Origin of the sequence: Curtobacterium sp. C2H10 (assembly GCF_025407985.1) — a bacterium.
In the GTDB taxonomy this organism is placed as follows: Bacteria; Actinomycetota; Actinomycetes; order Actinomycetales; family Microbacteriaceae; genus Curtobacterium.
The window spans coordinates 24,571-36,491 of the sequence record NZ_JABXGF010000034.1; the positions used below are offsets into that span (position 1 = coordinate 24,571).

At 70.6% G+C, this 11,921-nt stretch carries 13 protein-coding genes; 3 read left to right on the forward strand and 10 right to left on the reverse strand.

Going from position 1 to position 11,921, the window contains the following annotated elements; all coding sequences use genetic code 11:
- Positions 1-29 precede the first annotated feature (29 nt).
- The 3 genes from HWD93_RS12825 to HWD93_RS12835 all read right to left on the reverse strand — a co-directional run bounded on the left by HWD93_RS12825 (position 30) and on the right by HWD93_RS12835 (position 2,590).
- The gene (locus HWD93_RS12825) at positions 30-212 is read right to left on the reverse strand and encodes a hypothetical protein (protein WP_070416260.1); all 183 of its coding nucleotides are present in this window, start codon (positions 210-212) and stop codon (positions 30-32) included.
- A 130-nt stretch (positions 213-342) separates the two neighbouring features.
- On the reverse strand, positions 343-972 hold the full coding sequence (gene rpsD, locus HWD93_RS12830; RefSeq protein WP_058726527.1) for a 30S ribosomal protein S4: 630 nt from the start codon (positions 970-972) through the stop codon (positions 343-345).
- Positions 973-1,213: 241 nt separating this feature from the next.
- The gene (locus tag HWD93_RS12835; protein ID WP_229085049.1) at positions 1,214-2,590 is read right to left on the reverse strand and encodes a replication-associated recombination protein A; all 1,377 of its coding nucleotides are present in this window, start codon (positions 2,588-2,590) and stop codon (positions 1,214-1,216) included.
- A 128-nt stretch (positions 2,591-2,718) separates the two neighbouring features.
- On the opposite strand from HWD93_RS12835, the gene HWD93_RS12840 reads away from it, so the two are divergent.
- Together HWD93_RS12840 and HWD93_RS12845 are read left to right on the forward strand one after the other, a co-directional pair.
- The gene (locus tag HWD93_RS12840; RefSeq protein WP_261647013.1) at positions 2,719-3,534 is read left to right on the forward strand and encodes a peptidylprolyl isomerase; all 816 of its coding nucleotides are present in this window, start codon (positions 2,719-2,721) and stop codon (positions 3,532-3,534) included.
- Positions 3,535-3,647: 113 nt separating this feature from the next.
- A complete protein-coding gene (locus HWD93_RS12845) occupies positions 3,648-4,880 on the forward strand; it encodes a DUF349 domain-containing protein (protein WP_261647014.1) in 1,233 nt (410 codons plus the stop codon).
- 160 nt (positions 4,881-5,040) lie between these two features.
- Here the strand turns inward: HWD93_RS12845 and HWD93_RS12850 are convergent, their stop codons facing one another.
- The 5 genes from HWD93_RS12850 to HWD93_RS12870 form a co-directional block, all read right to left on the reverse strand.
- Positions 5,041-6,003 carry a bifunctional riboflavin kinase/FAD synthetase gene (locus HWD93_RS12850; protein WP_070416262.1) on the reverse strand — a complete coding sequence of 321 codons (963 nt, stop codon included), beginning with the start codon at positions 6,001-6,003 and terminating at the stop codon, positions 5,041-5,043.
- Between the two features lie 8 nt (positions 6,004-6,011).
- Positions 6,012-6,455 (reverse strand): hypothetical protein, encoded by a 444-nt coding sequence (locus HWD93_RS12855; RefSeq protein ID WP_070416263.1) that lies wholly within the window; start codon positions 6,453-6,455, stop codon positions 6,012-6,014.
- A gap of 79 nt (positions 6,456-6,534) precedes the next feature.
- Positions 6,535-6,900 carry a hypothetical protein gene (locus tag HWD93_RS12860; RefSeq protein WP_261647015.1) on the reverse strand — a complete coding sequence of 122 codons (366 nt, stop codon included), beginning with the start codon at positions 6,898-6,900 and terminating at the stop codon, positions 6,535-6,537.
- The gene (truB, locus tag HWD93_RS12865) at positions 6,897-7,838 is read right to left on the reverse strand and encodes a tRNA pseudouridine(55) synthase TruB (protein WP_071296262.1); all 942 of its coding nucleotides are present in this window, start codon (positions 7,836-7,838) and stop codon (positions 6,897-6,899) included. Before truB ends, HWD93_RS12860 begins: the two co-directional genes overlap by 4 nt.
- Before the next feature lie 28 nt (positions 7,839-7,866).
- Positions 7,867-8,313 carry a hypothetical protein gene (locus HWD93_RS12870; protein WP_092386977.1) on the reverse strand — a complete coding sequence of 149 codons (447 nt, stop codon included), beginning with the start codon at positions 8,311-8,313 and terminating at the stop codon, positions 7,867-7,869.
- Between the two features lie 52 nt (positions 8,314-8,365).
- Between HWD93_RS12870 and HWD93_RS12875 the strand changes: the two genes are divergently transcribed.
- Positions 8,366-9,277: an A/G-specific adenine glycosylase gene (locus HWD93_RS12875; protein WP_071296260.1), complete on the forward strand. Its 912-nt coding sequence runs from the start codon at positions 8,366-8,368 to the stop codon at positions 9,275-9,277.
- 9 nt (positions 9,278-9,286) lie between these two features.
- Here HWD93_RS12875 and rbfA read toward each other — a convergent pair whose 3' ends face one another.
- Together rbfA and infB are read right to left on the reverse strand one after the other, a co-directional pair.
- The gene (gene rbfA, locus HWD93_RS12880; RefSeq protein WP_261647016.1) at positions 9,287-9,742 is read right to left on the reverse strand and encodes a 30S ribosome-binding factor RbfA; all 456 of its coding nucleotides are present in this window, start codon (positions 9,740-9,742) and stop codon (positions 9,287-9,289) included.
- Between the two features lie 89 nt (positions 9,743-9,831).
- Positions 9,832-11,921 (reverse strand): translation initiation factor IF-2 (gene infB / locus HWD93_RS12885; RefSeq protein ID WP_261647017.1); only part of this gene is annotated, 2,090 nt, incomplete at its 5' end.

The following is an 11,921-nucleotide window of genomic DNA, read 5'->3' on the forward strand; positions in this document are numbered from 1 at the left end:
CAGGTCGTGTGCGTGGGAGGGGTCGTCGGTCAGACGTCGGTGCGGAGCTCGGCCTCGCGAGAGCGGTAGCCCTCGGCGACGGCACCGCGGAAGGCTTCCGCGCGAGCGTTCACGTCGGCGAAGAACCGCGCGCCACCGGGGGTGTTCGCGACCTTGTGCGCGACGGCGAACCCGATGACGACGCCGACGGCGACGAAGAACAGCTGCTTCACGGTGCCTCTCCCTCTTGTGCACGCGAGCGGTGCGTGCCCAGACGATCTTACCGACGACACCGGCCACCGACGCCGAACGGCGGGCCGCCCTCGTGAGAGGACGACCCGCCGTTCGGGTGTGATCAGTGGATCAGCGAGCTGCGTAGTACTCGACGACGAGCTGCACTTCACAGGTCACGGGGACCTCGGCGCGCTTCGGGCGACGGACCAGGCGGGCCTGGAGCTTGTCGATCTCGACCTCGAGGTAGCCCGGGACCTTCGGCAGGACTTCCTGGTGCCCACCGGCGGCGGCGACCTGGAAGGGCTCGAGGGACTCGGAGCGCTGCTTCACGTGGATGAGCTGCCCCTCCTTCACGCGGAAGGACGGACGGTCGACGAGCTTGCCGTCGACCAGGATGTGACGGTGCACGATCAGCTGACGGGCCTGCGCGGTGGTGCGGGCGAAGCCGGCACGGAGCACGAGGGCGTCGAGGCGCTGCTCGAGGAGCTCGACCAGGTTCTCACCGGTCAGGCCCTTCGTCTTGCGGGCCTCTTCGAAGACGATGCGGAGCTGCTTCTCGCGGATGCCGTACTGGGCGCGCAGACGCTGCTTCTCACGGAGGCGGACGGCGTAGTCGCTGTCCGCACGACGGCGGGTGCGGCCGTGCTCACCGGGGCCGTAGGGGCGCTTCTCGAGGTAACGGGCCGCCTTCGGCGTCAGCGGGATGCCGAGCGCGCGCGAGAGGCGGGTCTTGCTGCGGGTACGTGACTTGGTAGACACAGGGTCCTTTTCTCTGTCTGAACTGAATGACTCGAGGGGATCCGTCCGACCGTGGGCAACGAGACACACGGAAGGGATCGGTCCCGACGACGGGATCCAGAGGGATGAGCCTGTGGGATCGGACGGCTACAGTCCGAACCTCTGCCCCCGTACCACCGGAGTGGCACTCTGTCCTCGACGCAGCCGTGCTCGAGGACCAGGACGTAGGCCCGGCAATGCTAGCAGGAACTCGGGGCGGCCACTACTCGCCGCGGGTGATCTTCCGGAGGCGCTCGAGTCGCGGCCCGACCTCGCGCTCGAAGCCGTTCGCCGTCGGGGTGTAGTACTCGGTGCCCTCGAGCGCGTCGGGCAGGTACTGCTGCTCGGCGACACCGTGCTCGGCGTCGTGCGAGTAGACGTAGCCCTTGCCGTGGCCGAGCCGCTTCGCGCCGGGGTAATGGGCGTCGCGGAGGTGCATCGGCACGACCCCGAGCCGCCCGGCCTTGACGTCGGCGATCGCGGCGTTCACCCCGTTGTAGGCGGCGTTCGACTTCGGCGCGGTCGCCAGGTAGACGACCGCCTCGGCCAGGGGGATCCGGCCCTCGGGCATGCCGATGAGCTGGACCGCCTGTGCGGCCGCGACGGCGATGGGCAGGGCCTGCGGATCGGCCATGCCGATGTCCTCGGACGCCGAGATGATGATGCGACGGGCGATGAACCGTGGGTCCTCGCCCGCCTCGATCATGCGCGCCAGGTAGTGGAGTGCGGCGTCGACGTCGCTCCCCCGGACGGACTTGATGAACGCGCTGATGACGTCGTAGTGCTCGTCGCCCTGGCGGTCGTAGCGGAGCAGTGCCCGGTCGACGGCTGCCGCGACGGTGTCGGCGTCGACGACCGGGACGGTGTCGACACCGTCGAGCGCCCCGTCCGCGTCGTCGTCGGCCTGCGCCGCGACGGCCGAGGACGCTGCGGCCTCGAGCGCGGTGAGTGCCCGACGGGCGTCGCCCGAGGACAGCCGCACGATGGCGCTGCGGGCCTCGTCGCCGAGGACGACCGATCCGCCGAGACCCCGCGGGTCCTCGACCGCGCGGTCGACGAGCATGCCGAGGTCCTCGTCGGTGAGGGGCTTGAGCGTGAGCAGCAGGGAGCGGGACAGCAGCGGCGAGATGACCGAGAACGACGGGTTCTCGGTCGTCGCCGCGATGAGGATGACCCAGCCGTTCTCGACGCCGGGCAGCAGGGCGTCCTGCTGGGCCTTGCTGAAGCGGTGGATCTCGTCGAGGAAGAGGACCGTGGTCGAGCCGTAGAGGTCACGGTGCGTGAGCGCCTTCTCCATGACCTCGCGCACGTCCTTCACGCCGGCGGTCACGGCCGACAGCTCGACGAACTCGCGACCGGACTGCCGCGCGATCGCCTGCGCCAGGGTCGTCTTGCCGGTGCCGGGCGGTCCCCACAGGATCACCGAGACGCCGCCGGGGTTCTCGCGCGTGCCCGTCGCGAGCTGCACGAGGGGGCTGCCGCGGCCGAGCAGGTGCTGCTGTCCGGCGACCTCGTCGAGGCTGGTCGGCCGCATCCGCACCGCGAGCGGGACGGACCCCTGCGCCAGCCCGGCGCGACCGCCGGTGGTGGGCGCACGCATGCCCGAACGGTCCGCTGCCATGTGACCAATCGTAGGCCGACCCACCGACAGGGGCGTGCCTCCAGGCCTCCGACAGGGCCGTTTACAGTACGCTCGTCGCACACTCGACGAGAGGTACGACCAGCACCGTGGCACCGAAGAACCAGGCGCGTGACAACCGGGAGGCGCGCGAGCGCCTCCGCCTCTACACGGCACGGCAGGGCCTGCACGAACGGCAGCGGCGCCGTCGGGTGCGGGACAACGTCGTCGGCGCCGGTGTCCTCGTCCTCGTCGCGGCGTTGGCGACCGGTTCGCAGCTCGCCTTCGCCGGGTCGCAGGGCGGCGGAGCGGACGCGAGCGCGAGTGCCTCCGCGACCGCGACGCCGACCCCGTCCGCGAGTGCCACCGCCGCGAACACGGGCGACGTCCCGAGCAAGTCCATCGCGAAGGACTCCACCTGGACCGGATCGCTCACCCTGAACAAGGACGTGAAGCTCGGCATCGAGCTGGACGGCGAGAAGGCACCCCAGGCCGCGAGCGTCGAGATCAAGCTCATCCAGGAGCAGTTCTACAACGGCACGACCTGCCACCGACTCGCCGACAGCACCGGGTTCAAGTTCCTGCAGTGTGGCTCCGCGAACGGCGACGGCACCGGTGACGCCGGCTTCCAGTACGGCCCGCTCGAGAACGTCCCGAGCGACGGCAAGTACGCCAAGGGGACCATCGCGATCGCCCGCAGTTCGTCGGCGTACTCGCAGACCACGCAGTTCTTCATCGTCTACGGCGACACCACGCTGGACGGCTCCACCGGCGGCTACACCGTCGTCGGGAAGGTCACCAGCGGCCTCGACGAACTCGAGTCGAAGATCACGTCGAAGGGCATCTCCTCCGCCGGCAGCGACGGCACCGGCGAGCCGAGGGTGGCGACGAAGATCACCGGCGCGACGATCGAGCAGGAGAAGTAGTCCACAGGCGCGCCGACCCGGCGGGTCGCAGATGCTCTCCGTGCAATAGGCTGACGACCTGACCGTGCCGACGGCGACGTCGGTGATGCACGACCACGATCGAGGCGAGACCTGTGGGACCTGACGAAGCAACGACCTGGGGGCGGGTCGACGAGAACGGGACGGTGTACGTCCGGTACGAGGACACCGAGAAAGCCGTCGGTGAGTACCCGGACGCGACACCCGACGAAGCCCTCGCCTACTTCGCGCGGAAGTACGCCGACCTCGAGGGGCAGGTGAAGATCGCCGAGCAGCGCGTCCAGCGCGGTGCCTCGGCGAACGACGTCGCCCGCACGGTGGAGCACCTGCAGGCCCTCGTGGCCGAGGCCCGTGTCGTCGGCGACCTCAAGTCGCTCGAGACCCGCGTCGCCGCCCTGACCGAGCAGCTCGGCTCCCTGACGAAGGAGCAGGCGGAGCAGGCACAGCAGGCCCTCGCGGACGCCCTGGCGCACCGCACCGCCCTGGTGGAAGAAGCCGAGGCCCTCGCCGCGGTCGACCCGGCACGGGCGCAGTGGAAGCAGATCACCGCGCAGCTCGACGACGTCTTCGCGCGGTGGCAGCAGCACCAGCACGACGGCCCGCGCATCCCCAAGAACGAGGCGAACGAGCTCTGGAAGCGTTTCCGCGCGGCTCGCTCGACCGTCGACCAGCACCGTCGCGCGTTCTACTCCGAGCTCGACGCCCAGCACCGCGACGCCCGCAACCGCAAGCAGGAGCTCGTCCAGCAGGCCGAGGCGCTCGCTCCCCGCGGGTCCGACGCGATCCCGGCGTACCGCGAACTGCTCGACGACTGGAAGGGCGCGGGGCGGGCCGGCAAGCGGCACGACGACGCACTCTGGGCGCGCTTCAAGGCCGCGGGTGACGTGCTGTTCGAGCAGCGCCACGCCGAAGCCGCTGCCGAGAACGTCGAGTACTCGGCGAACCTCGAAGCGAAGCAGGCGCTCCTGACCGAGGCCGAGCCGCTCCTGAAGGTCACCGACCGGGCAGCCGCACGCAAGACCCTCACGGGCATCCAGCGCCGGTGGGACGAGATCGGCAAGGTCCCCCGCGGTGACGTCCGGCGCATCGAGGACCGTCTCCGCGCGGTCGAGGACCACGTGCGCAGCCTCGAGGACGAGCACTGGAAGGCGTCCGACCCGGAGCGCAAGGCCCGTCAGTCCGGTCTCGCGAGCCAGCTCGAGGACGCGATCGGCAAGCTCGAAGCGGAGCTCGCCGATGCCCAGGCCTCGGGCGACGCCCGCAAGATCAAGGACGCGCAGGAAGCGCTCGACGCCCGCAAGATCTGGCTCGACGCCCTCGGCGGCTGATCCGCCCCGTACGACGAAGCCCCCGCGACCGTTCGGTCGCGGGGGCTTCGTCGTACGGTCGCAGGGCTTGGGGGACGTCCGCAGTGTGCGAGGTCCCGCGCACCGTGGGACGCGGATGCCCTCGCACCGAGGCCGGAACCTCGCACACTGCGACAACTGGTCAGACGACGGCGGGGAGCCCCAGCAGCGTCCGGATGTCGCGGTCGTCCTGCCGCATCTGCTCGGCGAGCTCGTCCATCGAGTCGAACTTCACCATGCCCCGCACGTACGAGACGAACAGCACCGAGATCGTGTCGCCGTAGAGGTCGATGTCCACGTCGAGCAGGTGCGCCTCGATCTGCTTCGCCGGCACGCCCTCGAACGTCGGGTTGTTGCCGACCGAGACGGCAGCCGGGTACACCGTGCCGTCGTGCAGCACCCGTGCGGCGTAGACGCCGTCGGCGGGGACGAAGCCCTCGGACGCCGGGTCGAGGTTCGCCGTCGGGTAGCCCATCGCCCGACCGCGCTCGTTCCCGTGCACGACGACGCTCCGCACCGCGTGTTCACGGCCGAGCAGGCGCGCGGCCTCGGCGACGCGGCCGTCCCCGAGGAGCTCGCGGATCCACGTCGAGGACACCCGTCGCTCACCGTCCGGCCGGACGTCGTCGACCAGGTCGACGTCGTCGATGAGCTCGACGGTGAAGCCGTGCTGCTCCCCCAGCTCGCGCAGGAGGGCGACGTCGCCGGCGCCCTTCGCCCCGAACCGGAAGTCGCTGCCGACGAACACGAGCTGGGCGTGCAGGGTGTCGACGAGGATCTCGGACACGAAGGCCTCTGGTGCCTTCGACTGGAGCTCGTGGTCGAACCGGAGCAGCAGGGTGGCGTCGACCCCGACGTCGTCGAGCAGCTCGCGCCGCTGGGCGATGCTCGTCAGGGCGGGCGGCACCTTGTCCGGGTCGATCACGTCGAGCGGGTGGCGGTCGAACGTCACGACCGTGGACACGAGGCCGTGCTCGCGCGCCGCACGCTCGAGGTGCGCGATGACCGCACGGTGCCCGACGTGGACCCCGTCGAACTTCCCGATGGTGACCGCGCTCGGCCCGAAGCCCTGCGCCACGTCGGCGGTGTCGTCGTAGTACTGCACGTCGGTCCCTACTCGCCGGCCGGTACGGCGGACGGGGTCGTCTCGGTCGCGGTGGCGGTGCGGTGGTGCTTGCGAAGCCACCAGAGTCCGGCCACCGGCAGCACCAGCGGCGCGAAGGCGTAGCCCATGCCGTAGTACGACCAGATGGTGTCGTCGGGGAACAGCTGCCGGTCGAAGAGTGACAGCGTGCCGATCACGAGCACGCCGGTCATCTCGAAGACGATCGTGACGCAGGCCACGCGGTACCAGAACCGACCCGGCACGATGAGGGCGATCATCGCGACGATGTACACGACCGCGGCGACGGCGCTGAGGGTGTACGCGAACGGTGCGAACGAGAACTTCTCGATGATCTGCACGACGCTGCGTCCCGTCGCTGCCAGCGCGAGGATGCCGTAGACGGCGATGAGGACGCGGCCGATGCCGGTCGCGAGGGAGGATCTGGTCGCCATTGCACCGATTCTACCGACGGCGGGCGGCCACGATGACGCACCACGACGAACGCGCAGTCGCCGAGGGCACGCGAGCGGGTCAGTTCAGGGCGAACCAGATCTGGTACATCCGGTAGACCATCACCGCGACGGTGAACGCACCGGCCCCGAGGACCACCGTGCTCCACTTCGTCCGGTCGATGAGCGCCCAGACGATGGTCGCCGGCGGGACGAGGAGCACCGAGACCGCGTACACGCCGAACTCGAGCGCGTTGCCGACCGGCGGGCTGCCCGTGGCCGGCAGGACGAGGGAGATCACACCCTGGGCGAGGAGCAGCAGCTCGATGAGCGCGAGCGACCCGACCGTGTAGTCGTTCGGCTTCCAGCCGATGAACCCCATGACGACCGCGAAGAGCCCGGCGAGCACGGCGATGACGAGCTGCACCCACATGAACCACTCGATCACGCGCCCACCCCCGATGCCGTCGGGAAGTTGGTGATGACGCGCAGCAGTCCGCGACGCACCGAGACGAGCCCGACGAGCCGGTCCCCCTCGGTGGCGACGGCCGCGACCGGGCCGTCGGTGTCGGGGTGGTCCGCCGCGACGCGCTTGCCGTCGGCGAGGTCCTTCGCCGCGGCCGGGTCGAGCGGCACGGACGGGAACAGGGTGCGGGCGACGTCGACCGGTCGGGCGAGTGCGGCCCGGACGTCGACGGACTCGTCCTCGAGGTCGATCGCGTCGTCGACGCTGAAGGGGCCGACTTCGGTGCGGCGGAGCGCGGTGAGGTGAGCGCCGGTGCCGAGTGCGGCGCCGACGTCACGGGCCAGCGCGCGCACGTAGGTGCCGGACGAGCACGACACGACGACGTCGAGGTCGATCACGGCCACGTCCTCGCCGTCGACGGAGACGACGCGGTCGCCCCGGCCGGTGACGTCGAACCGCGACACCGTCACGGTCCGGGACTGCAGGACGACCGCTTCACCCTTGCGCGCGAGGTCGTAGGCGCGGCGGCCGTCGACCTTGATGGCGCTGACGGTCGACGGCACCTGCGAGATCTGTCCGCGCTGCGCGGCGACGGCCCGCTCGACCGCGGCCTCGGACACGTCCGCCGAGGACGTGCCCACGGCTGCGGTGGGGGTCCCGTCGGCGTCGTCCGAGTCGGTCGAGACCCCGAGACGGATCGTGGCGGTGTAGGTCTTGCCGAGCCCGACGAGGTGCGTCAGGAGCCGGGTCGACGGGCCGATCCCGAGCAGGAGCAGGCCGGTCGCCATCGGGTCGAGCGTGCCGGCGTGGCCGACCTTCTTCAGACCCAGCCGACGTCGGGCGATGGAGACGACCCGGTGGCTGGAGATCCCCTGCGGCTTGTCGACGAGGAGGATGCCGTCGGGCGCGGTTTCGAGCACCAGAGGAGATTACCAGCGCTCCGGCGACTCAGCAGGCGTCGTTCCACTCGCGACGCGGGTGCTCGGGGTCGGTGACGTCCAGCACCGCGGACGCGGCGATCTTGACGTCCGCGCGGCGCTCAAGGCGCCCGGACTCCTGCTCCACCCACAGCGACCAACGCCAGAGTCGGTGGGCACCGTGTGCCAGCACCCCGTGTCCGTGCACCACGAGGATGCCGGGGCCCTCGCCGGTGGACCGGAACGGCGCGACGAGGTCGGCCCGCAACGCGTCGACGTCGCTCGACGGTGCGGCGGCGGCCATCGCGGACACCCCGTGCTGCTGGAAGCCGTCGACGAGCCCGGAGGCCACGCGTTCGAGGTCGACGCCGTCCTGTCCGTCGATGCCGACGACCGTCCGGTTCGTGCCGACCTGCGCGATCACCTCGGCCGCGATCGCGGCCATGGTGTCGGTCTCCTGGGGTGCCCAACGTGCCATGCACCCACCGTAGGCTGTCGTGGTGAACGCGAGTCGTGCCTCCAGTCCGAATGTGGACAACCCGACCCGTCCACAGGACGCGACCCGACGAACGGACATCGCGACGCCGCTCATCGCGTGGTTCCGCGCCGAGGCGCGCGACCTGCCGTGGCGGCGTCCCGGGTTCCCCGCGTGGGGCACGCTGGTCAGCGAGATCATGCTGCAGCAGACCCAGGTCGCGCGTGTCGTGCCCCGCCTGGAGGCATGGCTCACCCGCTGGCCGACGCCTGCGGACCTCGCGGCCTCACCCCCGGCGGACGCGGTGCGTGCCTGGGACCGGCTCGGCTACCCGAGACGGGCGCTCGCGCTGCACGCGGCCGCGACGGCGATCGCCGAGCAGCACGACAACGTGGTGCCCCGGGACGTGGACGCGCTGCTCGCGCTGCCCGGGATCGGGGACTACACGGCCCGAGCGGTCGCCGTGTTCGCGTACGGCGACCGGCACCCGGTCGTCGACGTGAACGTCCGGCGCGTCCTCGCCCGCGCCCTGCTCGGCCAGGGCGAACCGGGCCCGGCGAAGGCGAAGCAGGACCTCCCGCTGATGGAGTCGGTGCTGCCGGACGACCGTGACGACGCCGCAGCGACGAACGCCGCGGTGATGGAGCTCGGTGCGCTCGTCTGCGTCGCCCGCTCCCCCGCGTGCGACGCGTGCCCGATCGCCGACCGCTGCGCGTGGCGGGCCGCCGGCTACCCGGAGCACGACGGCCCACGCGCGCCGAAGCAGGCGAAGTTCGCCGGCAGCGACCGGCAGGTGCGCGGGCTCATCATGGCGGAGCTCCGCGCGAGCGACGTCCCCGTCACGCGCGACGAGATCGAACCGGTGTGGCCCGACGCCGAGCAGCGGGACCGGGCGCTCGCGTCGCTCCTGCGCGACGGACTGGCCGTCGGGGACGACGCGAGCGGCTACCGGCTGCCCGAGGGCTGATCGGACGGGTCAGGCGCGCGCCGCGGCGGAGTCGTCCTCGTCCTCGTCCTCGTCGTGCTTGTACGGGTCGGCGTCGCCGGCGTAGGTCGCGCCGGCCGCGGCTGCACGGACCTGCTCGTCGCGCACCTGGGCCTGCACGAGCAGGTCCTCCATGTGCGCCGAGGTCTCCGGCAGGGCGTCGGCGATGAACTCGAGCGACGGGGTCAGACGAGCGGTGATGTTCTTGCCGACCTCGGACCGGAGCATCCCGGTCGCGGCCTTGAGCGCCGCGGCGGAGTCGGCACGCTCCTCGTCGGTGCCGTACACGGTGTAGAAGATCGACGCGTGCTGCAGGTCACCGGTCACACGGACGTCGGTGATCGTCACGAACCCGAGTCGCGGGTCGCGAAGGCCCTTGTCGAGTCGGCGTGCGACGACTTCCTTGATGCGGTCCGCCATCTTGCGTGCGCGCTGCGGATCGGCCATGGGTGCCTCCTGTGGAGATGTCTTGCTCTGGAACGGGGCTGGGCCCCGACCTCCCGTGAAGGAAGCCGGGGCCCAGGGTAGTCACGCGATCAGTCGCGCGGCTTCTCGACGAGCTCGGTGGTCTCGATCTCGTCGCCGATCTGGATGTCGTTGAACTTGCCCAGACCGATACCGGCTTCGAAGTCCGTGCGGACCTCGGTCACGTCGTCCTTGAACCGACGCAGCGACTCGATGGCCAGACCATCGGCGAGCACCACGCCTTCTCGGATGACGCGCGCCTTGGCGTTGCGCGTGATCGTGCCGGAGCGGACGATGACACCCGCGATGTTGCCGAACTTCGAGGAGCGGAACACCTCGCGGATCTCGGCGACACCCGACTGGACCTCTTCGTACTCGGGCTTGAGCATGCCCTTGAGGGACTGCTCGATGTCCTCGAGTGCGTTGTAGATGACCGAGTAGAAGCGCACGTCGATGCCTTCGCGCGCTGCACGCTCGCGGGCCTTGACGTCCGGGCGGACGTTGAAGCCGACGACGATCGCGTTGTCGATCGTGGCCAGGTCGATGTCCGACTCCGTGATCGCACCGACGCCGCGGTGCAGGATCCGGAGCTGGACGCTGTCGTCGACCTCGATGTCCAGGAGCGACTGCTCGAGTGCCTCGACGGCACCGGAGACGTCACCCTTGATGATGAGGTTGAGCGAGTCGACCTTGCCCTCTTCGAGTGCACGGGTGAAGTCCTCGAGCGAGATGCGCTTGCGGGCCTTGGCCAGCTGGGCGTTGCGCTCGGCGGCTTCACGCTTCTCGGCGATCTGACGTGCCGTGCGGTCCTCTTCGGTGACGAGGAAGGTGTCACCGGCGCGGGGCACCGAGGACAGACCCTGCACCTGGACCGGACGGCTCGGCGTCGCGGCCTTGACCGCCACGCCGTTCTCGTCGGTCATCGCACGGACGCGGCCGTAGGCCGTCCCCGCCACGATGGCGTCGCCGACGTGCAGTGTGCCGGACTGGATGAGCACGGTCGCAACCGAACCACGGCCCTTGTCGAGGCGTGCTTCGATCGCCACACCGCGGGCGTCCTTGTCGGGGTTCGCACGCAGGTCGAGACCGGCGTCGGCCGTGAGCAGCACGGCGTCCAGGAGGTCCTGGATGCCGATGTTCTGACGAGCCGACACGTCGACGAACATGACGTCGCCGCCGTACTCCTCGGCCACCAGGTTGTACTCGGTGAGCTGCTGGCGGACCTTGGCCGGGTTCGCGCCTTCCTTGTCGATCTTGTTCACCGCGACCACGATCGGCACACCGGCCGACTGCGCGTGGTTCAGTGCCTCGATCGTCTGGGGCATGATGCCGTCGTCCGCCGCGACCACGAGGATCGCGATGTCCGTCACCTGGGCACCACGGGCACGCATGGCCGTGAAGGCCTCGTGACCCGGGGTGTCGATGAAGGTGATCGGGCGCTCGATGCCCTCGTGCTCGGTGACGATCTGGTACGCACCGATGTGCTGGGTGATGCCACCGGCTTCACCCTCGACGACCTTCGAGTTGCGGATCGCGTCGAGCAGGCGGGTCTTGCCGTGGTCGACGTGACCCATGACGGTGACCACCGGGGGCCGCTGCTGCAGCACCGAGTCGTCCTCGTCGTCCAGCTCGGCTTCGAGGTCGATGTCGAAGCCCTCGAGGAGCTCCTTGTCCTCGTCTTCCGGCGAGACGATCTGGATCTTGTAGCCCAGCTCCTCGCCGAGGACCTCGAACGTGGCCTCGTCCAGCGACTCGGTCGCGGTCGCCATCTCACCGAGGTGGAACAGCACCGTCACCAGGTTGCCGGGGCTCGCGTCGATCTTGTCCGCGAAGTCCGAGATGCTCGCTCCGCGACGCAGACGGACGACCGTGTTGCCGTCACCACGAGGGACCTGCACACCGCCGAGCGACGGCGCCTGCCGCATCTCGTACTCGGCGCGCTTCGTCCGCTTCGACTTGCGGGCACGGCTCTTGCCGCCACCGCGACCGAACGCACCAGCGGTACCGCCACCGGGGCCACGACCGCGGCCACCGCCACCGGCGGGACGCGGGCCGCTGAAGGCCGGACGCGGGAAGCCGCCACCGGCACCACCGGCACCGCCCGGACGACCACCGGGGCCGCCACGACCGCCGCCACCCTGGCCCGGGCGCTGCCCGAAGC